The organism is Acidipropionibacterium jensenii DSM 20535 (genome assembly GCF_000425285.1).
GTDB classification, from domain to species: domain Bacteria; phylum Actinomycetota; class Actinomycetes; order Propionibacteriales; family Propionibacteriaceae; genus Acidipropionibacterium; species Acidipropionibacterium jensenii.
Genome location: NZ_AUDD01000003.1, coordinates 142,135 through 166,059, shown reverse-complemented (window position 1 = coordinate 166,059; position 23,925 = coordinate 142,135). Strand labels below are relative to the sequence as shown.

The 23,925-nt window shown below is 69.7% G+C and carries 20 protein-coding genes; 2 read left to right on the top strand and 18 right to left on the bottom strand.

Annotated features, from left to right (window positions below; translation table 11 throughout):
* Positions 1–51: 51 nt before the first annotated feature.
* Complete coding sequence (locus H590_RS0102870; protein ID WP_028702372.1) at positions 52–1,740, bottom strand: ribonuclease J; 1,689 nt, start codon at positions 1,738–1,740, stop codon at positions 52–54.
* Positions 1,741–1,895: 155 nt separating this feature from the next.
* Here H590_RS0102870 and H590_RS0102865 point away from each other — a divergent pair, with 155 nt between their 5' ends.
* A complete protein-coding gene (locus tag H590_RS0102865) occupies positions 1,896–2,447 on the top strand; it encodes a GNAT family N-acetyltransferase (protein ID WP_028702371.1) in 552 nt (183 codons plus the stop codon).
* Positions 2,448–2,495: 48 nt separating this feature from the next.
* Here the strand turns inward: H590_RS0102865 and H590_RS0102860 are convergent, their stop codons facing one another.
* From H590_RS0102860 to H590_RS18605, 6 genes are all read right to left on the bottom strand, one after another.
* Complete coding sequence (locus tag H590_RS0102860; RefSeq protein ID WP_036980755.1) at positions 2,496–4,235, bottom strand: pyruvate dehydrogenase; 1,740 nt, start codon at positions 4,233–4,235, stop codon at positions 2,496–2,498.
* Between the two features lie 129 nt (positions 4,236–4,364).
* Complete coding sequence (locus H590_RS14560) at positions 4,365–5,285, bottom strand: LmeA family phospholipid-binding protein (RefSeq protein ID WP_051238106.1); 921 nt, start codon at positions 5,283–5,285, stop codon at positions 4,365–4,367.
* A 7-nt stretch (positions 5,286–5,292) separates the two neighbouring features.
* Positions 5,293–6,033: a 4-hydroxy-tetrahydrodipicolinate reductase gene (gene dapB / locus H590_RS0102850; RefSeq protein ID WP_028702369.1), complete on the bottom strand. Its 741-nt coding sequence runs from the start codon at positions 6,031–6,033 to the stop codon at positions 5,293–5,295.
* 121 nt (positions 6,034–6,154) lie between these two features.
* Positions 6,155–6,793 carry a response regulator transcription factor gene (locus tag H590_RS0102845; protein WP_028702368.1) on the bottom strand — a complete coding sequence of 213 codons (639 nt, stop codon included), beginning with the start codon at positions 6,791–6,793 and terminating at the stop codon, positions 6,155–6,157.
* On the bottom strand, positions 6,784–7,887 hold the full coding sequence (locus H590_RS18610; RefSeq protein ID WP_051238105.1) for a sensor histidine kinase: 1,104 nt from the start codon (positions 7,885–7,887) through the stop codon (positions 6,784–6,786). Before H590_RS18610 ends, H590_RS0102845 begins: the two co-directional genes overlap by 10 nt.
* Positions 7,887–8,558, bottom strand: a complete 672-nt coding sequence (locus H590_RS18605) for a hypothetical protein (RefSeq protein ID WP_028702367.1) — start codon at positions 8,556–8,558, stop codon at positions 7,887–7,889. The genes H590_RS18610 and H590_RS18605 overlap by 1 nt, the downstream gene beginning before the upstream one ends.
* Positions 8,559–8,668: 110 nt before the next feature.
* On the opposite strand from H590_RS18605, the gene H590_RS0102830 reads away from it, so the two are divergent.
* Complete coding sequence (locus tag H590_RS0102830; protein ID WP_028702366.1) at positions 8,669–9,163, top strand: hypothetical protein; 495 nt, start codon at positions 8,669–8,671, stop codon at positions 9,161–9,163.
* A gap of 174 nt (positions 9,164–9,337) precedes the next feature.
* Here the strand turns inward: H590_RS0102830 and H590_RS0102825 are convergent, their stop codons facing one another.
* The 11 genes from H590_RS0102825 to nusA form a co-directional block, all read right to left on the bottom strand.
* Entirely contained in the window at positions 9,338–11,539 is a 2,202-nt protein-coding gene (locus H590_RS0102825; protein WP_028702365.1) for a polyribonucleotide nucleotidyltransferase, read from the bottom strand.
* 270 nt (positions 11,540–11,809) lie between these two features.
* Positions 11,810–14,473, bottom strand: a complete 2,664-nt coding sequence (locus H590_RS0102820; RefSeq protein ID WP_028702364.1) for an FtsX-like permease family protein — start codon at positions 14,471–14,473, stop codon at positions 11,810–11,812.
* Positions 14,474–14,625: 152 nt separating this feature from the next.
* Positions 14,626–15,405 (bottom strand): ABC transporter ATP-binding protein, encoded by a 780-nt coding sequence (locus H590_RS0102815; RefSeq protein ID WP_036980749.1) that lies wholly within the window; start codon positions 15,403–15,405, stop codon positions 14,626–14,628.
* Entirely contained in the window at positions 15,402–16,031 is a 630-nt protein-coding gene (locus tag H590_RS14550) for a PadR family transcriptional regulator (protein WP_071161689.1), read from the bottom strand. Before H590_RS14550 ends, H590_RS0102815 begins: the two co-directional genes overlap by 4 nt.
* 228 nt (positions 16,032–16,259) lie before the next feature.
* The gene (gene rpsO / locus H590_RS0102805) at positions 16,260–16,523 is read right to left on the bottom strand and encodes a 30S ribosomal protein S15 (protein WP_028702362.1); all 264 of its coding nucleotides are present in this window, start codon (positions 16,521–16,523) and stop codon (positions 16,260–16,262) included.
* Positions 16,524–16,674: 151 nt separating this feature from the next.
* Positions 16,675–17,601, bottom strand: a complete 927-nt coding sequence (locus H590_RS0102800) for a bifunctional riboflavin kinase/FAD synthetase (RefSeq protein WP_028702361.1) — start codon at positions 17,599–17,601, stop codon at positions 16,675–16,677.
* 46 nt (positions 17,602–17,647) lie between these two features.
* Positions 17,648–18,538, bottom strand: coding sequence for a tRNA pseudouridine(55) synthase TruB (truB, locus tag H590_RS0102795; protein WP_028702360.1), 891 nt, complete (start codon positions 18,536–18,538; stop codon positions 17,648–17,650).
* A 41-nt stretch (positions 18,539–18,579) separates the two neighbouring features.
* Complete coding sequence (gene rbfA / locus H590_RS0102790) at positions 18,580–19,038, bottom strand: 30S ribosome-binding factor RbfA (RefSeq protein WP_028702359.1); 459 nt, start codon at positions 19,036–19,038, stop codon at positions 18,580–18,582.
* 294 nt (positions 19,039–19,332) lie between these two features.
* Complete coding sequence (infB, locus tag H590_RS17780; RefSeq protein WP_084149223.1) at positions 19,333–22,341, bottom strand: translation initiation factor IF-2; 3,009 nt, start codon at positions 22,339–22,341, stop codon at positions 19,333–19,335.
* Between the two features lie 300 nt (positions 22,342–22,641).
* Positions 22,642–22,878 (bottom strand): YlxR family protein, encoded by a 237-nt coding sequence (locus H590_RS17775; protein ID WP_269471500.1) that lies wholly within the window; start codon positions 22,876–22,878, stop codon positions 22,642–22,644.
* Between the two features lie 35 nt (positions 22,879–22,913).
* Complete coding sequence (nusA, locus tag H590_RS14545) at positions 22,914–23,924, bottom strand: transcription termination factor NusA (protein WP_051238104.1); 1,011 nt, start codon at positions 23,922–23,924, stop codon at positions 22,914–22,916.
* Position 23,925: the final 1 nt, after the last annotated feature.

Below are 23,925 nucleotides of genomic sequence, written 5' to 3'. Positions count from 1 at the left end.
TTGTTCAGACTACATGCCCTGATCCGACGACTCCAAATCGCCGGCCATCAGTCAGACCGCGATGACGACCGGAACGATCATCGGACGGCGACGGTAGGTCTTGGAGACCCATCGGCCGATGGTGCGACGCACCACCTGCTGGAGACGGTGGGGGTCATCGACGCCGTCGTTCATCGCCTTCTCGAGCTCGCTGACGATCTGCTTGCGGATCTTGTCGTAGGACTCCTCGCCCTCGGCGAATCCGCGGGCCTGGATGGCGGGTCCCGAGATGACCGAGGACTCGCGGGTGTTGACCCCGGCGACCACCGAGATGAACCCCTCCTCGCCGAGTCTCTTGCGGTCGGTGAGGGAGTCCTCGGTGACCTCGCCGACACCGGCGCCGTCGACGAAGATGTAGGAGGCGTCGACCTTGCCGACCAGGTGCGGGACGCCGTCGTCCAGATCGACCACCCCGCCGTCCTCGGTGACGATGACGTTCTCCTCGGCCACCCCGGTGGACCTGGCCAGGGCGGCGTTGGCGATCAGGTGACGGATCTCGCCGTGGATCGGCATCACGGCGCGGGGCCGGACGATGTTGTAGGCGAACAGCAGCTCGCCGGCGGCGGCGTGACCCGAGACGTGGACCAGGGCGTTGCCCTTGTGGACCACCACGGCGCCCAGCCGGGTGAGGCCGTTGATGACCCGGTAGACGGCGTTCTCGTTGCCGGGGATCAGCGAGGAGGCCAGCAGGACGGTGTCCCCCTCGCCGACCGAGATGTCACGGTGCTCGCGGTTGGCGATCCGGGCCAGCGCCGACAGCGGCTCCCCCTGGGACCCGGTGGAGACGATGACCACCTGGGAGTCGGAGTACTTGTCCAGCTCGCGCAGTTCGATGAGCGTGTTGCCGGGCACGTGGAGGTAGCCAAGATCGCGGGCCACCGACATGTTGCGGATCATCGACCGACCGACGAAACACACCTTGCGGTGATGCTTGACGGCCATGTTGAGGACCTGCTGGACACGGTGCACGTGGGAGGAGAAGCAGGCCACGATGAGCTTCTTCTGGGCCTTCTCGAAGACCCTCTCGATGGCCGGCTCGATCTCGGTCTCGGACTTGATGAAGCCCGGCACCTCGGCATTGGTGGAGTCGACCATGAACAGGTCGACGCCCTCCTCGCCGAGCCGGCCGAACCCGCGCAGGTCGGTGATCCGGTGGTCCAGGGGGAGCTGGTCCATCTTGAAGTCACCGGTGTTGAGCACGGTGCCGGCGTCGGTGCGCACGCACACCGCCAGGGCGTCGGGGATCGAGTGGTTGACGGCCAGGAACTCCAGGTCGAACTGCTCGCCGATCTCGGCGTTGTCCCCCTCGCGCACCACGTGGAGCTGGTAGCCCTTGATGCGGTGCTCCTTGAGCTTGGCCTCCAGCAGGGCCAGGGTCAGCCGGGAGCCGTACACCGGGATGTCGGGCCGACGCTTGAGCAAGTAGGGCACCGCGCCGATGTGGTCCTCGTGACCATGGGTCAGCGCGAGGGCCTGGATCATGTCCAGCTTGTCGTCGAGGTAGTCGAGGCCCGGGAGCAGGAGATCGACGCCAGGCTGGTCGTCCTCGGGAAAGAGCACTCCACAGTCGATGAGGAGCATCTCGCCGTTGATCTCGTAGCAGGACATGTTGCGTCCCACATCTCCCAGACCGCCGAGCGGGATGACCCGCAGCACGTCAGGTTTGAGGGCAGGGGGGTTCTTCAGTCCATTCTTCGCCACAACGACCAGCTTATCTGTTGACGCCGGTAGATGCAGTTCCGCCGCTCCCGGGACGGGTCGGCACCGCGGGGACCAGCCCCGGCACGGGCTGCTTCGGGCGAACCTCCGCGCAGCCCCTCGGATCGTCCGGCGGCGTCTCCACATAGGGTGTGAGCATGTCCGGGACCACCGCAGGAACCCCTTCCGTCAGGCTCGCCCTGCCCGCCGAGGCCGGCGCCATCGCCGCTCTGCAGCGCCGGGTCTGGCAGGCCGACCCGGATCTGCACGGGCTGCTGGAGTCGATGAGCGTCGAGGAGATGACGCAGACCTGGTGGCGCGCGATCGCCACTCCACCGCTCGCCGAGCTGAGGGTCCTGGTCGCCCTGGATCCCGGGGAGGAGGGGCCCCGGGTGCGCGCCTTCGCCACCATCGGCCCCAGCGAGGACCAGGACGCCGAGCCCACCGATGCGCTGGTCGCCGAGTTCGTCGTCGATCTGGACCATCGGGGCCGGGGGCACGGGTCGCGACTGCTCAATGCCGTCGTCGACACCCTGCGGGCCGACCGGTTCACCCGGGCCACCTGGTGGTTGCGCACCACCGACGACACCCTGCGCTCCTTCCTCAGCGCAGCCGGCTGGCAGGCCGACGGCGCCCACCGCCAGACCGGCACCGAGGACGGCACGGTGCAGATCAGGGAGGTCCGCCTGCACACCTGGATCGGTGAGTAGCAGATCTCCCTGATCTGAGTACCGCCCCCCGGAGCGGCTGTCGTCGGTTCAGCGACGAGGGATGTTGCGCATGTTCGAGGTGGCCATCGACATGATCTCGCCGGCTCCGCGGTTGAGCACCACCTTGCTCATGGCGGTTGCGAAACCGATGAGCATCTCACCCTTGATCTCGGGGGGAAGGGACAGCGCGTTCGGGTCGGTGAGGAACTCCACCAGGGCCGGACCGTCGGCGTCCAGGGCGTCGGTCAGGGCCCGCCGGACATCCTTGGGGTCGTCGACCCGCTCGGCGTGGAATCCCATCGCGGTGGCCACCCCGGCGTAGTTGACGTCGTGGACATCGGTGCCGAAGTCGGGCAGACCGTTGACCAGCTGCTCGAGCTTGACCATGCCCAGGGTGGAGTTGTTGAACACGATGACCTTGATCGGCAGGTTGTGCATCCGCGCGGTCACCAGCTCCCCGAGGAGCATCGACAGTCCGCCGTCGCCGGAGACCGAGATGACCTGGCGGCCGGGATGGGAGGCCTGGGCCCCCAGGGCCATCGGCAGGGCGTCGGCCATCGAGCCGTGCAGGAAGGAGCCGATCAGCCGGCGGGTGCCCAGCGGGTCGATGTAGCGGGCGGTCCACACATTGCACATGCCGGTGTCGGCGGTGAAGATGGCGTCCTTGGCCGCAACCTCGTTGAGGGTGTGGGCGACGAACTCCGGGTGGATCGGCTTGAGGTGCTCGACATTGCGGGTGTACGAGCCGACCGGTGCCTTCATGATCTTGGCGTGACGCTTGATCGTGGCCTTGAGGAACTTGTCGTCGTGCTGCTTCACCAGCGGGGTGAGGGCCTCGGCGAGGGCCTTGACATCGGCCTGGACCGGGAAGGAGACGTCGGTGCGGCGTCCCAGCTTCTCCGCGTGGGTGTCCACCTGGACGGTGAGGGTGTCGGGCAGGAACTGGTTGTACGGGAAGTCGGTACCCAGCAGCAGCAGGACGTCGGCGTCGTTCATCCCCTCGGCGGCCGCGCCGTAGCCCAGCAGGCCGGTCATGCCGACATCGAAGGGGTTGTCGTACTGGATGAAGTCCTTGCCGCGCAGGCTGTGGCCGATCGGGGCCTGGAGCTTGTCGGCCAGCGCGATGACCTCGTCGTGGTCTCCCTCGACGCCGGCGCCGGCGAAGATCGCCACCTTGCGGGAGTCGTTGAGCAGGGTGACCAGCTGCTTGACGTCCTCGGGGTTGGGGGCGAGCACCGGGCGACGGCTCGGCACGTAGACCGGGGTGGGGGCGGTGGCCTTCTGGTCGGAGATGTCACCGGGCAGGGTGATCACCGAGACGCTCTGCATGGCCACCGCGTGGCGGATCGCCGAGTTCACGACCCGGGGCGCCTGATCGGGGCTGGAGACCATCTCGCAGTAGGAGGAGCACTCCACGAAGAGACGGTCGGGGTGGGTCTCCTGGAAGTAGCTGGAGCCGATCTGGACGCTGGGGATGTGCGAGGCCAGGGCCAGCACCGGCGCCTGGGAGCGGTAGGCGTCGTAGAGGCCGTTGATGAGGTGGAGGTTGCCCGGCCCGCAGGATCCGGCGCAGACGGCCAGTTCACCGGTCAACTGGGCCTCGGCGGCGGCGGCGAAGGCGGCGGCCTCCTCGTGGCGCACGTGCACCCAGTCGATCCCGCCCTTGGCGGACCCGCCGGACTTGCGCACGGCGTCGACGATCGGGTTGAGGGAGTCCCCCACGATCCCGTAGATGCGCCGCACCCCCGCGTCCACTAGTTGCTGGACGAGTTGCTCGGCGACATTCATGGGTGACCTCCGGATCGGGGACAAAGAGAACAAAGACAGTGGTCAGGCTGCCTGACCATGGGTACCCTAACTCCGCACCGGAGGAGGGTCTTCGCGACTTCGCGATGGGCTGACATCGGGACCGACGGATCAGCTCGCGAGCAGATCCTTCAACTCGACCTGGCTGCCGGCCATCGAGACCTTCGCCCCCCGGGAGTCCACGGTCAGGGACTGGTACCTCATCGAGCCCAGATCGGGCAGCACCATCTTCTTCGAGATGGACGACATCGCCGGGCCCAGCAGCGAGGCGGGAATGGTGATCCCGTCCACGCTGGCCTTGGGATCGCTGAAGGTGACGGTGCGATCGGCGGGGTTGATGCCCGGGACCGCCGAGACCTGGACGTCGACCTGCGCCCCGAGGACGTCGACCTTCCGCACCACCTGGACCCGCGAGTTCCCGGCCGAGGTGATGGTGGCGCCGCTGAGTTGGGAGAGCTGCGCCCAGTCGAGGCGTGCACTGGCCTCGGCCTGGTCGATGATGCCCCGGTCGAGATGGCGGGCGTTGCGGACTCCGCTGGCGTGAACCGCCACATCGCGGAAGGTCACCCTGCGGTCCTGCCGGGTGACGGTGGCGACGGGGATCGACAGGTCCACCGAGGACAGCCGGTCGGTGGCCAGCACCGCGAGGAAGGGCCAGCCGCCGATGGTGACGTCGACGTCCTCCTGGCGGGTGTCGAGCTGGGTGGCGATCTGCTGGGCGACATGCTGCTCGGTGCGCTGCCGGGCGACGGCGTCGGCCAGCACGGCGGCCACGATCAGCAGGACGACCAGCAGCACGGTGGCCAGTCTGCGGATCACCCTGCGTGCTCCCCCGCCCGATCCCGAGGCGCCGGCCGGGTCCCTGCGTCCCCGGGACCGGGTGGGGACGCCGTCGGGATCGACGAGGGTCCGCGGGTCGGTGGGGTCAAGCGGGTCGGGCGAGCCGAGCGGGTCCGGGAGGACCCGGGTCGGCTCGTCCATCCCGGGCCGGCGGTACGGATCGGCACCGGGACCCTCGGGCTGACTGGTCATCGGGTCCTCACTGGAGCCCGAGGAGACCCTCGATGCCCACGGTCAGACCGGGCCGCGAACCGATCGACCGCACCCCGGCGAGCACCCCGGCCATGAAGGAGGCCCGGTCGAAGGAGTCGTGCTTGATGGTGAGGGTCTCCCCCAGGGAGCCGAGCATCACCTGCTGATGGGCGACCAGGCCGGGCAGTCGGACGCTGTGGACATGGATGCCGTCGACGGTGGCCCCGCGGGCGCCGGCCATCTCCTGGGTGGTGGCGTCCGGCACGGCGGGCAGACCCGCCGCACTGCGCGCAGCGGCGATCTTCTCCGCGGTGGCGACGGCGGTTCCGGAAGGGGCATCGGCCTTGTGTGCGTGGTGCAGCTCGATGATCTCGACCGACTCGAAGAAGCGGGCGGCCTGCTCGGCGAAGTGCATCATGAGCACCGCGCCGATGCCGAAGTTCGGGGCCACCAGGCAGCCGGTGGTGGGGTGGTCGGCCAGCTGGGCGCGCAGCGCGTCGTACTTCTCGGCGGTGAACCCGGAGGTGCCGACCACGGTGTCGATGTCGTGGTCGATGGCCCAGGCCAGGTTGTCCATCACGGCGTCCGGTTGGGTGAAGTCGACGATGACGTCGGCGCCCTCGAGGGCGGAGCGGTCCTGGCCGGGGCCGATCCCGCCGACCAGTTCGAGGTCCTCGGCGGCCTCGACCACCCGGCACACCTCACTGCCCATCCGACCCTTCGCGCCGAACACACCGACCTTGATCATCCTTCGTCCTTCCGTGGGGGCAACTCGGCTCCCACCCTACAGACGACACGGTGGATCGAGAGACTCCCTCGCCCGGCCCGGCTCGCCACCGGCGCGGCCCGCCTGCAAGGAGTCCCCGGGATCAGCCGGCGAGCCAGTCGAGAGCCGCCAGGACGCGCTGGTTGTCGTGGGCGGCGGACTCGATGCCGAGCTTGGCGAAGATGGAGCGCAGGTGGGCGTCGACGGTGCGCCGGGAGATCACCAGGGCGTCGGCGATCCCGGCGTTGCTGCGGCCCGAGGCCACCAGCCGCAGCACCTGCGCCTCGCGATCGGTGAGTCGGCCGACCCGTCCTCGACCGCGACTGAGGTAGTCGTCGACGACCGTCTGGTCGAAGACCGTGCCACCGGCGGCGACCGTCTCGAGCTGGTCGAGGAAGACCTCGGTGTCGAGCACCCGGTCCTTGAGGAGGTAGCCGAAGGACCGCGGGGCCCCATCCCTCATCTGGTCCACCAGCTCCTGGTCGACGACCTGGGAGAGCATCATCACCGCCAGCTGCGGCCAGGCCCGCCGCAGGGTGCTCACGGCTCGCACCCCCTCGTCGGTGTAGCTCGGCGGCATCCGGATGTCGGCCATCACCAGGTCGGGACGGTTCAGGTTGACCTGGCTGATGAGCGCCCGGGCGTCACCGACCGGGGCGACCGCCAGGTGGCCGGCACTCTCCAGCAGCCGTGCGAGTCCGTCCCGCAGCAGCACCTGGTCCTCGGCGATGACTACCCGCATGGCAGGCTCGCCTCCACCACCGTGCCGCGCGGTCGCGCCTCGCGGACCACCAGCAGGCCGCCGAAGGCCGCCACCCGCTCGGTGATGCCGCGCAGTCCGGTTCCCAGCCGGAGATCCGCCCCGCCCACCCCGTCGTCGGTGACGATGACGGTCAGGACACTGCCGGTCTCCTCGACGGCGATCTCGATGTGGTCGGCGCCGGCGTGCTTCACCGCATTGGCGATCGCCTCGCTGGCGACGAAGAAGGCGGTCTCCTCAACCTCCGCGGAGTGTCTGCGCTCGGGCAGCCGGGTCTGGGTGACGACGTCGAGGGGCCGGACGAGGTGCGCCAGGGCCGCCCCCAGCCCATCGGTCACCAGCACCGTGGGCGCACCGCCCTCGGCCAGGGCGCGCACCTGGCTGACGGCGTCCCTCAGCCCCACCACGGTCTCCTCGACGAGCAGCCGGGCGCCGGGCTCCTCCAGACCCCGGCCCGACAGTTGGAGGTTCAGCGCGATGCCGAGAAGGTGGGCCTGGACACCGTCGTGCAGGTCGCGGCTGATCCTGCTGCGCTCCGCGGCGGCCGCCCGGTCCGCCCGGGCCGCCTCCTGCTCGACAACGGCCTCCATCACGGCCGGGTCCAGCAGACTGCCCCAGTCGCCCACCCGGGCGATCCGACCCGACAGCTCCGGCCGCGAACAGATCACCAGTGCGTCCCCGCCGGCCCTGCCGAGGGGCACGGCGTCGGCGGGCGGGGAGATCGGGTTGCCGTCCGCGTCGACCCAGGTGTCGTCGGCGCGCACCGCCAGGCTCAGCGACGGGTCCCCGGTCACCTTGCGCAGCACCTGTTGGAGGGCCATCCGGCGGTGGCCGGAGACCTCCCCCAGGCCGGCCAGCTCCGTCTCGATCTCCGCCGTGGGGTCGATCAGCCGCCCGGCCCAGTGGTGGAGGCGCACCGACACCAGGCCGACCGCCCCGGTGAGGAGCACCCCGACCAGCATGGCGACCGGGGCCCTCACGAACGCCGATGCCACCAGCACCCCGCCGGCTGCGAGGATGAGGGTGACGACGGCCAGCACCCCGGCGAGCATCCACAGGATCGCCGACCGGCGCATCAGCCAGGTCGGTCGCTGCCGGGTGGCCCCCAGGTGAGGCCGGCGATGGCGACGGCGCAGCCGGTCAGACCGAGCATCAGCACCGGCACCACCGAGGCCATCCCGCACACGATGGCCCGCCGTCTCATGTCGGCGGCGGTGTTCCTGACCAGCGGCCAGGTCGCCGCGATCGGCAGCACGAATCCGGACATCCGGACGACAGAGGCCAGCACGATCAGGACCCGGACACCGGTGATGTCGACGACCGTGGTCACCGCGGTCACCAGGAGAATCGCCGCGATCCAGCCCCGGTGACTCCTGGCGGTGACCACGGAGACGGCCAGCACCGGAGTCACACTGACCATGGTCAGCGGGATCAGGTGGCCCGCGAATGCGGCGCCCGCCACCAGCGGACCGCCCCGTGAGGCGGCCGACATCGCCAGCAGGCAGGGGTAGCCCAGCAGGGTCAGGCCGAGGATCGCCATGGTGGCACGCAGCCCGGCCGAGCTCTGGCCCCCGGCCAGCAGCAGAATTCCCGCTCCCGACAGGGCCATCACCGCCAGGACCGGAACGGGAAGGACGAACCCCAGGTCGCTGTCGGCCGGCCAGGGCAGCGCGATCGCCCAGATGGCGGCGGGAGTCACCACCGCCGCGACGCACCAGATGGCAGTCCGCCATGACCTGTTCGACATGCTCAATGGTCTCCCGAGCGGGGTCGAGAGGAAATAGGTCAGATCGCCGATGTGTGACGCCCGGGCCCGATCGTAGGGTCGAGCCACCTCAAGCCCACAGAGGAGGAGCCATGACATCCCTGTCAGCACCCCGGACGGTGGCACCCACCGGCACTGCCACCTCCGGAACCGGTCCGAGAACGGCCGCGCTGGCCGCCGTCCTCATCGTCTCTGCCGCTCTGCCCTTCATCTTCCTGCCCATGGAGCAGAGTTGGGGCCACCTGGCCTTCCACCTGGTGGGAGCCCCCGTCTGCGTCGTAGCCATCATCCTGCTGGCCGGGATCCGGCGCATCTCCACATCGAAGGCGGTTCGCGTCCTCACCTGGATCCCCACGGTGACCTTCGCCGGATGGTGCATCGGCCATCTGGGCGAGATGGCGGTGGTCCTCAGCCACGGCGGCGCGCACGCCGACGAGCACGTCTTCGAGCACCCGGTCCACTCCTTCTTCGCCACCATCGCGATCCCGTCGTGGCTCGGGTCCGTGGCCACCACCCTGGTGCTGCTCGTCACCATCGGGATCCTCGCCCTGGTCCGGGCGCGGGTCCGGGCGTGGGCCCGGCGCTGACCGTCGATCCGTGAGGTCCTGGGAGGGGCACGCAGCGGCCCCCGGGTCCGGAAGATCTTCCGGACCCGGGGGCCGCTGTGAACTGTGCTCGGGGAGGTCCTCCCTGGTGCGCTCAGTGCTGAGGGACGACGTCCCCGGTGCACTCAGTGCTGAGGGACGACGTCCCCCAGTGAGTCAGTCCTCGTCATCCTTGTCGTCGGAGGCCAGGATCAGGGACAGCTTGCCGCGGTCGTCGATCTCGGCGATCTCGACCTGGATTGTCTGTCCCACGCTGAGGACGTCCTCGACCGCCTCGACGCGCTTGCCGTCGTTGAGGTCGCGCATCTTGGAGATGTGCAGCAGTCCGTCCTTGCCGGGCAGCAGGGAGACGAAGGCGCCGAAGCTCGTGGTCTTCACCACGGTGCCCAGGAACCGCTCCCCCACCTCGGGCATCTGCGGGTTGGCGATGGCATTGACCAGGTCGCGGGCGGCCTCGGCAGATGCGCCGTCGGCGGCACCGATGAAGATCGTGCCGTCGTCCTGCACCGAGATGTTGGCCCCGGTGTCCTCCTGCATCTGGTTGATCATCTTGCCCTTCGGCCCGATGACCTCGCCGATCTTGTCGACCGGAATGTGCACGGTGAGGATGCGCGGCGCGGTCGGAGCCATCTCGTCGGGCTCGTCGATGGCGTCGTTCATCACCTCGAGGATCGCGGTGCGAGCCTCCTTGGCCTGGGTCAGCGCGGCAGCCAGCACATCGGCGGGGATGCCGTCGAGCTTGGTGTCGAGCTGCAGGGCGGTGACGAACTCGCTGGTGCCGGCGACCTTGAAGTCCATGTCGCCCAGGGCGTCCTCGGCTCCCAGGATGTCGGTGAGGGCCAGGTACTTGGTCGAGCCGTCGTCATTGGGCTCGCTCATCAGGCCCATGGCGATGCCTGCCACCGAGGCGCGCAGCGGCACACCGGCGTTGAGCAGGGCCATCGTCGAGGCGCACACCGAACCCATCGAGGTGGACCCGTTCGAGCCGATCGCCTCGGAGACCTGGCGGATGGCGTAGGGGAACTCGTCACGATCCGGCAGCACCGGGATGAGGGCGCGCTCGGCAAGGTTGCCGTGGCCGACCTCGCGGCGCTTCGGGGAGCCGACCCGGCCGGTCTCACCGGTGGAGTAGGGCGGCATGTTGTAGTTGTGCATGTAGCGCCGGGTCTTGTCCGGGGACAAGGTGTCCAGCTTCTGCTCCATGTCGAGCATGTTGAGGGTGGTGACTCCCAGGATCTGGGTCTCACCGCGCTGGAACAGGGCCGAGCCGTGCACCCGGGGGATGATGCCGACCTCGGCCGACAGGGTCCGGATGTCGCGGGGACCGCGACCGTCGATGCGGACTCCCTCGTCGAGCACGCGCTTGCGCACGATCTTCTTCATCATGGCCTTGAAGGCGCCGGACACCTCGGCCTCACGGCCGGGGAACTGGGCGGCCAGGTCGGCCTTGATGCGGCTCTTGAGGTCGGACTCGGCGTCCTGACGCTCCAGCTTCGCGGCGATCTGCTCGATCCGCGAGAGCTCGTCGTGGCCCTTGGCCTCGACGGCGTCGTAGACGTCCTGCTCGTAGTCCTTGAAGACCGGGAAGTCGTAGGTCTCCTTGGGCAGCTTGGCGGCCAGCGCCACCTGGGCGTCGCACAGCACCTTGATGAAGGGCTTGGCGGCCTCCAGACCGGTGGCGACGACCTCCTCGGTGGGGGCGGTGCGTCCGGAGCGGACCAGGTTCCAGGTGGCGGGGGTCGACTCGGCCTCCACCATCATGATGGCGACGTCGCCGTCGGCCAGCACGCGGCCGGCGACCACCATGTCGAAGGTCGACTCCTTGCGCTGCTCGACGTCGGGGAAGCACACCCACTGGTCGTCGATGAGGGCCATCCGGACTCCGCCGATGGGCCCGGAGAAGGGCAGCCCGGCGAGCTGGGTGGACATCGAGGCCGCGTTGATGGCGACGACGTCGTAGTAGACGGACGGGTTGAGGGCCGGCACGGTCACCACGACCTGGACCTCGTTGCGCAGACCCTTGACGAAGGTCGGACGCAGCGGGCGGTCGATGAGCCGGCAGGCCAGGATGGCGTTCTCCGAGGGGCGGCCCTCGCGGCGGAAGAAGGAGCCGGGGATCCGCCCGGCGGCGTACATGCGCTCCTCGACATCGACCGTCAGCGGGAAGAAGTCGATGGAGTCGCGGGGGGTCTTGGCGGCGGTGGTGGTGGACAGCAGCATGGTGTCGCCGTCCAGGTAGACGGCCGACGAGCCGTCCGCCTGCTGGGCCAGCAGGCCCGCCTCGAACCGGACGACATGCTTGCCGAACGATCCGTTGTCGATGACTGCCTCGGTGAATTCGAGACCGGGTCCCTCCATATGGGGATTCCTTTCATGTGAGGCCGCCGCCTCCGCGGGCGCTCTTCTGCGCCTCCGGCACTCGCGCCGGTCTTCGATCGAAGCCATCGGGGGAGTTCTCACCCGCTGGCCACTACCGAGGACCGAGACGTGCACTCCGGACCAGGCGGCGGTCTGCTTCTCTAGATATTCGCAATAGTTGCCCTTCGATCCTATGTCAGGGCACCTTGTTTTCCCGAAATCTCGCTGTGAGCAGGGATGACCCGGCAATTCCCCGGGGTTGGGACCGGCTCAGTCCCTGCGCCGCAGCACCGGGGAGACGGCGGGGACGAGGACCCGCACGGCCGCCGCGACGATCACCGGGACACCGAGGACCAGCGCCGCCAGGTAGCCCCACGGGACTCCCCAGGACCCGGCGGGTCCCTGCGCCCACATGGCTAGCGCGATCGGCCCGACTCCGACCAGGGCTCCCGCCACCCCGCCGATCCCCACCGTGACCAGGGACTGCACGGCGGTGATGCGTTTGAGGTCGCGACGGGAGGCGCCCACCGCGGCCACGCTCTGGCGGGCCGTCCTGGAGTCCGACAGGGACAGCGCCAGGACGACCACCGCGACGGCCACCAGCAGCACGGCGGCGACCAGCGTCCCCCACCGGAGCACCGCGCGGTAGCTGTGCGCGGGTCCCGACTCATGCTCGAAGGCCTGCTGGACGGTGGTCCGGCGGGCGATGGCGGCATTGATCCGGTCGATCTGGGAGGAGGTGGGTGCCACCGGCAGACGCAGCCAGGTGTCCCCCGGGACGAGTGGCAGCTTCTCCGGTGGCATGCCGGCCAGCCGGGCGGCCATCGCCCTGGTGGTGAGAGCCGGGACCCGGTTCCCGCCGACGGTCGCGGCGGCGGTGAACACCGCAACCCTCCTGTCGATGGGGTCCTCCCCCTGGTTCCGGGTGATCTCCGCGGTGGCACGGCCGCCGGTGGCCAGGGCCGGATTGAGAATGACGACACCGCGGTCCATCGCCCTGAGCACCTCCGGGGTGGCCCGATGACCGGTCAGCAGGTGGTAGAGGGATCCGTCATCGACCACCACCTCGGCCCGCAGGGTGTAGCTGCGGTGACCGTCCGGATCCTGGATGACGCCCTGGTCCGGGGAGACCCGGGTGGCGGTCGTGCTGACGACCGAGACCATCGCGGAGCACCAGGTCAGTCCGGAATCGGAGAGGTCGGTGTCACAGGTCCTCAGCTGCTGGGACCGGACCCGTTGCGGGACCGGGCCCAGCTCTGCCTCGACGGCGGCAATCTGGTCGGCTGCCCTCTCGGCGGTCAGGGGCTTGCCCTGGGCGTCGGTCGATGCCAGCACCGCCGTGCCGGGGGGAAGCTGCGGCAGGTATCTGCGGGTCTCGGCGATGTCCTGCGACCCGGCCACTGTCAGGATGCTGGCCATCAGTGCCATCACCGCCATCGAGGCGGCCACGCAGGCCGCACCGCGTCCCCTGTTGCGGGCCAGGTCGCGCAGCGCGAAGCGCACCCCGAGGGGGCCGCCCCTGCCGCGGGCGGCCCGATCGACGCACCAGGACAGACTGGCCACCATTCCGATGAAGATCACCACCTGGCCGACGATCACGGGGATGAACAGCGTCTGGGTGTGCTCCTGGGCATCCGTCGCCGAGGAGCCGAGATGGAATATCACCGCCGCGGCCACCACGAGGACGACTCCGCTCAGCACCAGTCCCAGACCGAGTCTGGGGAGACGGGCGGGACCTGACGGCGTCTCGGCATGGCGCACCCCGGCCAGGACGTCCTGCCTGGCCACCGCGCGAGCCGGCACCCAGGCCGCGACCAGGGCCGAGACCACGCCGACCACCAGCGCCGCGGCGGTGATTCCCACCGAGATCTGGGCGGACGGCGGGTAGTAGGGGTTGTGGGCGCCGATCCAGGCGAGGTAACCGTTCCCACCGGCGAGCCCCAGGCCGGCCCCCAGCACCGATCCGACCACACCGAGGACCAGCCCCTGCCGCGTGACGAGCTGCTGCATGACTCGACGGTCGGCACCGGTGGCCCCGAGAAGGGCCAGGGTGCGGCGCTGCTGGCGGGCCCCGATGGCGAAGGCGGCGCCGGCCACGGTGGCCGTCACCAGTGCCGCCAGCACCCCCACCGACAGAGTCAGCATGGTGACCGTCGCGCCGTCGCCGGCCGGTCCATCCGACTGGAGGTCGAGGTAGGCCTGCCGGTCCATCACTGCCAACCCGTGGGAGTTGAGCAGATCGGCCTGGGCCCGGCTGACCGGAGCACCGGTCCCGAACCAGCTGAGTTCGCCCGTGGCCACCAGAGGGTGACCGGGGCCGACCCACACCGATGGTCCGGACAGCGGTTCGACCCGGGTGAGACCGGTGACCCGGTAGCTCGCCGTGCCGATCTGCATGGTGTGGCCGACCGTCCAGCCGTACCGCTCGGCGGTGTCCTTGCCGACCCAGACCTCGCCGGGTCCGGGCATCGTGGTGGCGCCGGCGGGAAGCCTCACCTTGGCGGTGCGCAACCGGATCTGATCGGCGCCGACGACGGTCACCGCGACGTCCAGTCCCTGCCAGTCCGCTGTGACATGGGCGGTCCGGACCGGGATCACGGGATGCCCGGGCAGCAGCGGGCTGGTCGACGTCGTGCTCGCCGCCGAGTCTCCGATCGAGCGCAGAGCCTGCTGCTGACGGGAGAGGTTGCTCGCCGAGACGGTGTCGACCGAACCGGCGCCGCAGGCCGTGTCGGCGAGGCTCTCCTGGGTGCACCGACCGCTCCAGCCGGCCATCGCCTCGATGATGAGATCGGCGTCGCCGAAGGCGCTCAGGGCATGGTCCTGGGGACCCGGGACCTCGTAGCGCTGCAGCACACCCAGGCCGCAGAGCATTGCCACCGGCAGGGCGATCAGCACCGCGATGAGGGCCGCCCGGGCCTTGTGGCGGGCCAACTCACGTCCTGCCAGCCGGGCGATGAGGCGACCCGAGGGCCGGCCCTGGCCACCCCTTCGGACCCGGTCGCCGGGTGTCTGCGGTGCGCCCGGGTCACCGGCGGGGACCGGTCGGGTCGGCCGGCCGCCGTGCGGCGGGACGTGGCGGTGCATCACCAGTCCCCCCGTCGGGGCCCGTCGGCCAGCAGCGCCATCGGGTCGCCGACCACCGACGACTCATCGACCAGGGTGCCGTCGCGCAGGAAGACCACCCGGTCTGCCCAGGCGGCGTGACGGGCCTCGTGGGTGACCAGCACCACCGCCACGCCGTCATCGGCGAGCTGGCGGATCAGGGCCATCACCTCGTCACCGGTGGCCGAGTCGAGGGCTCCGGTGGGCTCGTCGGCCAGCAGCAGACGGCGATCGCCCACGATCGCCCGGCCGATCACGACGCGCTGCTGCTGGCCGCCGGACATCTCCTCGATGAAGCGGTCCCCCAGGCCCGACAGACCGATCCTCTCCAGAGCCTCGCAGGCCGCGGCCCGGGCCGCCCTGGCGCCCACCCCGTCCAGTTCCAGGGGGAGGGCGACGTTCTCCAGGGCGGTCAGCGTGGAGACCAGGTTGAAGTCCTGGAAGACGAAGCCGAGCTGACGGCGTCGCACCCGTGCCAGGTCGTCGCGGGACATCCCGCTGAGCGGCTGACCGCAGACCGACACGGTGCCCTCGGTGGGCTGGTCGAGTCCGCCGGCCAGGCCGAGCAGAGTCGACTTGCCGGATCCCGAGGGGCCCATCACGGAGACGAAGTGGCCGGTCTGGACGTCGAGGGTGACGTCGCGCAGGGCATGGACGGCCTGCTCGCCGCAGCCGTAGACCCGGCTGACATGGTCCAGTCCCAGAACGGTGCGCGAGGCGGGGACGGCGGGGGCGTCGATGGCGCGTCCGGGGGCACTCATCGCGGGCTCCTGGCCGAGGATGCCGACCGGGTCTCGGGGGTGGGCCCGGCCGCCCGGCGGTCCGGTGATGCAGAGCCCGGCGGGGTGTGCGGGCCGGTACTTCCCCGGCTCGCGTTGCGGGAGGCTCGCAGGACCGCGGACTCGCAGTTGTCCAGCCACCTGATCTGGGCCTCGGCGGCGAAGACGAAGCTGTCCAGCACGAGCTGTCCGGCCAGGTCGTCCTCGTCGACTCCGCGCCGGGCGCGCCGATGGTCCTGCAGCAGGTGCATGGTTTCGCGTCGCTGGATCTGGATCATCGCCTCGACGTCGAGACCCGGCGTGGTGGCCGCGAAGGCGATCTTGATCGCCAGTTCGTCGCGTTGCGGGGAGGCCGCCACTGGGGTGGTGAACCACGACCTCACACGCTCGCGGCCGAGGCCGGTGATGGAGTAGGCGACGCGGCCCTCGGCGTCCTCGTCCCCCCGCAGCACCAGCTGATCGCGCTCCAGCCGGTCCAGGGTGGTGTACACCTGTCCGACGTTGAGTGGCCAGGTGGAATTGGTCCTCCGGTCGAACTCCGACTTCAGCTCGTACCCGTGACGCGGCCTCTCGGCGAGCATCGCCAGTATCGCGAACTTGATGGACATCGTTGTGCCTCCCTGAGCCGATCCCCGACGGTGCACCCCAGATGTGGCATGCACTCCCGCCCACCGATAAATACTCGGTATGCGTCACCCTGACATACTGAGTATGCCTTGGTCAAGATCAGGATTCCCGGAGCCCGGGGTCATACGGGCCAGAGTCCGAACAGACGACATCGGGGCCGCTCCCCGATGGGAGCGGCCCCGATGGACTCAGGTCGTGGAGTTACAGCCTCACCGGCGCAAGCCGAGGCGCGCGATCAGCTCGCGGTAGTGCTCGATGTCGCTCTTGGCGACGTAGTTGAGCAGACGGCGACGCTGGCCGACCATGAGCATCAGGCCACGACGAGAGTGGTGATCACCCTTGTGGACCTTGAGGTGCTCGGTGAGGTCGGCGATCCGAGCGCTCAGCAGCGCGATCTGGACATCGGGGGAACCGGTGTCACCGGGATGGGTTGCGTAATCCTCGACGATCTTCTTCTTCTCTGCAGCATCCATGTGGTGCTCCTCCCTGTCCGTTGCGCGGCGCCTCCGGTGCCCCTACTGGCTGGAAGCTCTTACAAGGCCGCGGCCGATCTGACGGCAACTTGTGAAGGATATCAGGGACTGCCCCGGCTCGACGAATCCCGTTCCAGGGCCGGACGGACGGCTAATCGCCGTCGGCCAGATCGAGCACCCGGCGAGTGGCCTCGACGTCAGTGCTCATCTGGGCGATGAGCGGATCGATGCCGGAGAACTTCACCTGACCGCGCAGCCGGTCGACGAATTCGACGGTGATGTCGACTCCGTACAGGTCCAGGTCGGTGCGATCCAGGACATAGGTCTCGACCCGCTGCTCGACCCCGTCGAAGGTGGGGTTGCTGCCCACCGAGATCGCGGCGGGCAGGTGCCGGCCGGCCTCCGGCCCGGTGGCCGGGACGAGCCATCCGGCGTAGACCCCGTCGGCGGGAACGGCGTAGGCGGCCGTCAGCACGAGGTTGGCGGTGGGGAACCCGAGCTCGCGGCCGCGCTGGTCCCCCATCACCACCACACCCTGGACCTCGAAGTTGCGGCCCAGGTGCCGGGCGGCCTGGCGGACCTTCCCCTCGGCGACGGCGGCGCGGATCAGGGTGGAGGAGGTGGAGCTGCCCTCCACGTGCACCAGATCCAGGGAGTTGACGTCGAACCGTCCGGCGCCGATCTGGGCGAGGGTCTGGGGGGTGCCGGCGGCGCGGTGGCCGAAGCGGAAGTTCCGCCCCACCACGACGTGGCGCGGATTGAGCGGGTTGAGCACCCTCTCCACGAAGAGTTCGGGACTCCACCCGGCAAGATCCCGGGTGAACCGCACCACTCTCACCTGGCTGGCACCGGCCTGCTCCAGAAGCTCGATGCGCCGCTCCAGGGAGCACAGCAGAAGGGGCTCACGGCCAGGGGTGAGAACCGAGACGGGGTGCGGCCAGAAGGTCACCACCACCAGCGGAAGATCGGGATCCAGCGCCCGGGCTCTCTCCAGAACGGCTCGATGCCCTCGATGGACGCCGTCGAAGTTGCCGATGACGACCGTCGACTGGACAGGGTTCGGGGCAGGGTTGCGCATCGGTGACACGGGGGGATTCTAGGCTCCCGGGAGCTGAGGGCCCGAATCAGACGAGTACCGCGAGGGCGCGCGACCACCCGGGACGCTCCGGATCGGGCCGGTAGAGGGCCAGCAGATCACCTGAGCCGCCGGAGATCATCGCCGTCGGATCGGCCGGCACCACCATCTCCAACCGGCGCCCGACCCTGAGGTCCGCCTCCTGCGCGGCATCGAGCTCGACCACCGGGAAACTGAGCCGGGCAGCCTGCGCCATCGTCATCATCTCTGGCCGGGGCGCCTCATCGGACAGGTCGACCGCGACATCCGGCAGCCGGTAGGGGCCGATCCGGGTGCGACGCAGGGCCGTGAGATGGCCACCGACCCCCAGCGCCGCCCCGAGATCGCGGGCCAGGGCCCGCACATAGGTGCCGGTGGAGCAGCTGACCTCGGCGTCCAGATCGACGACAGTGCCCTCCTGCCCGACAGTGCGCCGCAGCGCCGTGCACTCGAACCGCGAGACGGTGACCGGCCGTGCCGCCAGCTCGACCTGCTCCCCGGCGCGCACCCGGGCGTAGGACCGTCTGCCGTTGACCTTGATCGCGCTGACCGCCGTCGGCACCTGCATGATGTCGCCGCGCAGTGGGCCCATCGCCGCCTCGATCTGCCCATCGGTCAGCGCGGAGGCGTCGGCGGTCGAGACGATCTCGCCCTCAGCGTCATCGGTGAGAGTGGCAACCCCGAGCCGGATGGTCGCCGTGTAGTCCTTGTCGTGGTGGGCGAGATGGCCCAGCAGCCGGGTGGCCCGGCCGACTCCCACCACCAGCACTCCGGTGGCCATCGGGTCGAGGGTGCCGGCATGGCCGACCTTCCGGGTGCCCATCAACCGGCGCACCCTGCCCACCACCTGGTGGGAGGTCCATCCCGAGGGCTTGTCGATGATCAGCAGACCGGAGTCCATGGCGACCTCTCTGCCGGACTCGCGGTCCCGGCTGTCACTGCTCAGTCCCGCTCGTCGGCCTCATCGGGCTCGTCGGGATCCTCCTCGTCACGGCGCCGGTAGGGATCGGGTTCGCCGGCATGGGCGGCGCCGGTGGCCAGTTTGGCCACCTCGGCGTCGGAGGCCGCGGCACGGGCCAGCAGATTCTCGATCGACTTGGCGGTCTCGAAACTGGCGTCGCGGACGAAGGTGAGGGTCGGCGCGTAGCGCAGCCCCAGTCGCTTGCCCACCGTGGAGCGCAGCAGTCCCTTGGCAGACTCGAGTGCGGCCGCGGTGGCGTCCTGCTCCTGGTCGGTGCCCAGCACCGTGTAGAACAGGGTGGCGTCGCGGGAGTCCCCGGTGAGACGGACCTCGGTGATCGTGACGAATCCCAGCCGGGGGTCCTTGATCCTGCGTTCCAGCATGCCGGCGACGACCACCTTGATCTGGTCCGCCAGCTTGGCCACACGTGGATTGGTCATAGCGCTCTCCTCGCTCCTCCATGCGCACGGTTCCCGAGGATCCCTCGGATCGGCGCTCCCGACAGCAGATGTCCCGACCGCTCGGGCATCGGCGCTTCAGACTACCCCGGTTTCCCGGGAGCCGACCCTCCACGCGGCTCGCCGAGGCGGCCGCCACGGGCCCCCGTCAGCAGGGACACAAGACCATGGAACCGAGAACGCCAGAGCCAACACCGCCACAGATGAGACCGCGAGAACCGAGACCGCCCCGTCCTCCGATCGGAGGACGGGGCGGTCTGGTGGTTCAGCCGGCGATCACTCGCGCGGCTTCTCGACCATCTCGTAGCACTGCAGCTCGTCGCCGATGCGGACGTCGGAGTAGTTCGTGAGTGTGAGGCCACACTCGAACCCCTCGCGCACCTCGGTGACCGAGTCCTTCTCCCTCTGCAGGGTGTTGATCTCGGTCTCGGTGACCACCACTCCGTCGCGGACCAGACGGGTCTTGGCGTGCCGACGGATGGTTCCGTTGGTGACCATGCAACCCGCGATGGTGCCGACCTTGGAGGAGCGGAAGATCTGACGGATCTCCGCGCTGCCCAGAGCCTTCTCCTCGTAGATCGGCTTGAGCATCCCCTTCAGTGCCGCCTCGATGTCGTCGATCGCGTCGTAGATCACCGAGTAGTAGCGGATGTCGACATTCTCCTCGTCGGCCATCTTGGCGGCGTGCGCGGTCGGGCGCACGTTGAAGCCGAGGATGACCGCGTTGGAGGCCGATGCCAGGTCGACGTTGGTCTCGGTGATGGCACCGACACCGCGGTCGATGACCCGCAGATCCACCTCGTCGCCGACGTCAATCTTGGCCAGGGCATCCTCCATGGCCTCCACCGAACCGGCGCCGTCGCCCTTGAGGATGAGCAGCAGTTCCTGCGTCTCGCCCTTCTCCAGCTGATCGAACAGCTCGTCGAGGGTCTTGCGACGCGACGACTTCGCCTGGCGGGCGGCGCGCATCCGCGCCTCTCGCTTGGAGGCGATCTGCCGGGCCATCCGGTCGTCCTCGACAACCAGGAAGTTGTCTCCTGCACCGGGCACGGAGGTGAGTCCGAGCACCTGCACCGGATCCGAGGGCAGCGCCTTCTCGACGGTCTCGCCCTTGTCGTTGATGAGGGCACGGACACGGCCGTAGGCCGAACCGGCCACGATCGAGTCGCCGATGTTGAGCGTTCCGCGCTGGATGAGGGCGGTGGCCACGGGGCCACGACCCTTGTCCAGGTGAGCCTCGATGGCCACACCCTGGGCGGGCATGTCCGGGTTGGCGCGCAGATCCAGGGCGGCGTCGGCGGTCAGGATGATCGCCTCGAGCAGCTTGTCCAGGCCCTCGCCGGTCTTGGCGGAGACGTTGACGAACATCGTGTCGCCGCCGTACTCCTCGGTGACCAGCCCGTACTCGGTGAGCTGACCGCGCACCTTCTCGGGATCGGCTCCCGGCTTGTCGATCTTGTTGACCGCCACCACGATCGGCACACCGGCCGCCTTGGCGTGGTTCAACGCCTCGACGGTCTGAGGCATCACGCCGTCATCGGCCGCAACGACCAGCACCGCGATATCGGTGGACTGGGCGCCACGGGCACGCATGGCGGTGAAGGCCTCGTGACCGGGGGTGTCGATGAAGGTGATCTTGCGATCATGTCCGTCGACATCGGTCTCGACCTGGTAGGCGCCGATCGCCTGGGTGATGCCACCGGCCTCGCCCTCCACCACATGGGAGTGGCGCAGGGTGTCCAGCAGCTTGGTCTTGCCGTGATCGACATGGCCCATCACGGTGACGACCGGGGGACGCGGAGCAAGATCGTCCTCGTCTCCCTCGTTCTCGCCGAACTCCAGGTCGAAGGACTCCAGCAGCTCGCGGTCCTCGTCCTCCGGGGACACGACCTGGATCTTGTAGTCCAGCTCGGTACCCAGGATCTCCAGGGTCTCGTCGGAGACCGACTGGGTGGCGGTGACCATCTCACCGAGGTTGAACAACACCTGCACCAGCTGAGCCGGCTCGACATTGATCTTCTCGGCCAGATCGGTCAGCGAGGCACCACGGCGAAGCCGCAGGGTCTGCCCGTTGCCCTTGTGGACGCGCACGCCGCCGACCAGCGGCGCCTGCATCTCGTCGAACTCTTGCCTGCGCTGCTTACGCGACTTGCGTCCCCGACGACCGCCGGACCCGCCGCGCCCGAAGGCTCCCTGGGTGCCACGACCGCCACGGCCACCACGGCCGCCGCCGACCGGTCCGCGAGGACCGCCGCCGAAACCGCCACGACTCTGGCCGCCACGACCACCGCCGCGGCCACCACGACCACCTCGACCGCCACCGGAGGTGTGGCCGATCTGGTTCGACTGGTGCTTGGGCATCATCGCGGGATTCGGATGCGGGATTCCCGAGGTGCCGCCCGGACGGGGCATCCGCTCGCCACCGGGACGCGAGGCGCCCTCATGACGCTGGCCGGGACGGCCACCGCCCTGCTCGGAGCGACGTCGATTCTGACCCATTCCCTGGCTGGACGCGAAGGGGTTGTTGCCCGGGCGGGGCCCGGAGCTGCGACGGGCACCGGGCTTGGGGCCCGGACGACCGGAGGTGGGGAGACCGCCGGTGCCACCGGCTCGCGAACCACCGGGACGCGGTCCCGGATGCGGGTGCGGGGCACCCTTGAGCGGCGCGGTGCGCGGGGTCGGATGAGTTCCCGAGGAGGGGGTCCTGCGACCGGATCCGGGACGCGGCGCCTCCGAACCGGAGTGCGCACCCCCCTGACCGTGGTGGCCGGCCTCCTTGGCGGAGGGCCGCCCCTGGGAGGTGCCGCCGTGAGCGGCCTCACCCTGGTGACTCTGCGAGTGCGGACCGGGCTTGATGAGGCCGGGACGCGGGGTGACGCTGGTGCGCGCCGCAGACGAACCGCCGGGAGCGGTGTTGAACCCGCCGCGCGGTGTGGGGTGCGGGACCGGATGGGGCCCCACGTGGTGCTTCTCGGCAGAACCGTGCGACTCGCCACCGGCGTCCTTGTCGGACGTGCCGTGCTCGTCATGCCCCTGCTCGGCGACATGCTTGCGCCCGGGGCCGGGCTTGACGCCGGAGCGGGGGCGAGGGGTCTGCTTGTTCTCACCGGCGTCGCCGCCGTGTGAGCCGTTCTTGAACTGGTCGCGCACGCGTCGCACGACCGGCGCCTCAATCGTTGAGGAAGCAGACCGGACGAACTCTCCCATATCGCCCAGCTTCCCCAGAAGCTGTTTACTTGTCAGTCCGAGCTCTTTCGCGAGCTCATAGACACGGACCTTGGCCACTACTCTCCTTCGGACCCGGCCGTGTTGGCTCGGGCCAACTAGATGGTGCGATTGCTCATTGATGCGTACTCATCGAGTCGTCATGAGCGTCTGCTCACTTTCTTGTCAGTCCTTCCCCGTCAGGGGCAGGGCATAGTTCGGTGAGGTCGCCGGCGGTTTCCGGCAGACGCGCGTGGTCGAGTGTACCGAAAACCCAAGCGGGGGCCAATTCCCACCCGGGACGGCCCCCGCTCCGGCGGAGGCCGCCGTCGGCCCGCAGCCGGGGTGCCCCGGTGTCGCGCGCCGGCTGCGGGCCGGTGCTCAGTCGCCGGCCGCCCAGGGGCGGTCCGGGGCCTCAACCCTCACTCTGCGGCGGAATGACCGTGCGAAGCCTCCCCGAGCCGCCGCCTGCCAGCACCCCCGGTCCGGGTGCAGATGGGCACCCCGGCCCGGGGCTGCGGAGGTCGGGTCCAGGCGGACCAGCCACCCGGTGCCGGCGTCTCCGCTGAGAACGAACCTCACCATCGTCGCCGGGTCGCCGGTGAGCCGGCACCCCACGCAGGTGCGCTGCGTCGGGCGGCCCCCCGACCGACTCACTGCTGGGCGGGGGCGGTGGTGGCCGGTCCGGCGGTGTCGACGGGATTGTCCGGCACGATGTCGATCCGCCAGCCCGTCAGCCGGTTGGCAAGCCGGGCGTTCTGGCCCTCCCGCCCGATCGCCAGGGAGAGCTGGTAGTCGGGCACCACGACGCGGGTGGCGCGGGTGGCCGGGTCGACCACCGTGACGCTCTTGACCTTGGCCGGGGACAGCGCGGCCCCGACGAAGGTGGCCGGATCCTCCGACCAGTCGATGATGTCGATCTTCTCGTCGTCCAGTTCGTGCATCACCGCGCGGACCCGCTGGCCCATCGGCCCGATGCAGGCCCCCTTGGCCGAGACATCGGGATTGTGCGAGGTGACCGCGATCTTCGAGCGGTGGCCGGCCTCCCGGGCCAGGGCCTTGATCTCGACGACCCCCTGCTCGATCTCGGGGACCTCCAGGGCGAAGAGCTTGCGCACCAAGTTCGGGTGGGTCCGGGAGACGACCACCTGGGGGCCGCGCAGCTCCTTGCGGACCGCGACCACGTAGACCCGCAGGCGGCGCCCGTGGGTGTACTTCTCGCCGGGCACCTGCTCGGCGGGCGGCATGATGGCCTCGATGGCGCCCAGGTCGACGTGCACCGTGCGGGTGTCGCGGAAGGACTGCTGGACGACGCCGGTGACGACGTCCCCCTCGACGGCCTGGAACTGTCCGTACTTCTGCTCGTCCTCGGCCTCGCGCAGACGCTGGAAGATCACCTGCCGGGCGGTGGATGCCGCCACCCTGCCGAAGTCGGAGGGGGTGCCGTCGTACCAGCCGACGATCTCCTCCTCCTCATTGCGCTCGGGGACCATCACCGCGACGTTGCCGGTCTTGCGGTCGAGCTCGACACGGGCGTCCTTGACGGGGTGCTCGGTCTTCGCGTAGGCGTTGAGCAGGGCGTCCTCGAGAGTCTCGACGAGGTAGTCGAGCGGGATCTCCTTCTCGCGTTCGATCATGCGCAACGCGGCCAGATCGATGTCCATC

Excerpts from the sequence above, each read along its gene's own strand:
- truB (WP_028702360.1), bottom strand. The coding sequence starts at position 18,538 with ATGGACTCCGGTCTGCTGATCATCGACAAGCCCTCGGGATGGACCTCC.
- H590_RS0102865 (WP_028702371.1), top strand. The coding sequence starts at position 1,896 with ATGTCCGGGACCACCGCAGGAACCCCTTCCGTCAGGCTCGCCCTGCCC.
- H590_RS0102845 (WP_028702368.1), bottom strand. The coding sequence starts at position 6,793 with ATGCGGGTAGTCATCGCCGAGGACCAGGTGCTGCTGCGGGACGGACTC.
- H590_RS0102815 (WP_036980749.1), bottom strand. The coding sequence starts at position 15,405 with ATGAGTGCCCCCGGACGCGCCATCGACGCCCCCGCCGTCCCCGCCTCG.
- rpsO (WP_028702362.1), bottom strand. The coding sequence starts at position 16,523 with ATGGATGCTGCAGAGAAGAAGAAGATCGTCGAGGATTACGCAACCCAT.
- H590_RS0102830 (WP_028702366.1), top strand. The coding sequence starts at position 8,669 with ATGACATCCCTGTCAGCACCCCGGACGGTGGCACCCACCGGCACTGCC.
- rbfA (WP_028702359.1), bottom strand. The coding sequence starts at position 19,038 with ATGACCAATCCACGTGTGGCCAAGCTGGCGGACCAGATCAAGGTGGTC.
- H590_RS0102825 (WP_028702365.1), bottom strand. The coding sequence starts at position 11,539 with ATGGAGGGACCCGGTCTCGAATTCACCGAGGCAGTCATCGACAACGGA.
- dapB (WP_028702369.1), bottom strand. The coding sequence starts at position 6,033 with ATGATCAAGGTCGGTGTGTTCGGCGCGAAGGGTCGGATGGGCAGTGAG.
- H590_RS14560 (WP_051238106.1), bottom strand. The coding sequence starts at position 5,285 with ATGACCAGTCAGCCCGAGGGTCCCGGTGCCGATCCGTACCGCCGGCCC.
- H590_RS18610 (WP_051238105.1), bottom strand. The coding sequence starts at position 7,887 with ATGCGCCGGTCGGCGATCCTGTGGATGCTCGCCGGGGTGCTGGCCGTC.
- nusA (WP_051238104.1), bottom strand. The coding sequence starts at position 23,924 with ATGGACATCGATCTGGCCGCGTTGCGCATGATCGAACGCGAGAAGGAG.
- H590_RS14550 (WP_071161689.1), bottom strand. The coding sequence starts at position 16,031 with ATGTCCATCAAGTTCGCGATACTGGCGATGCTCGCCGAGAGGCCGCGT.
- H590_RS0102800 (WP_028702361.1), bottom strand. The coding sequence starts at position 17,601 with ATGCGCAACCCTGCCCCGAACCCTGTCCAGTCGACGGTCGTCATCGGC.
- H590_RS18605 (WP_028702367.1), bottom strand. The coding sequence starts at position 8,558 with ATGTCGAACAGGTCATGGCGGACTGCCATCTGGTGCGTCGCGGCGGTG.
- H590_RS0102860 (WP_036980755.1), bottom strand. The coding sequence starts at position 4,235 with ATGAATGTCGCCGAGCAACTCGTCCAGCAACTAGTGGACGCGGGGGTG.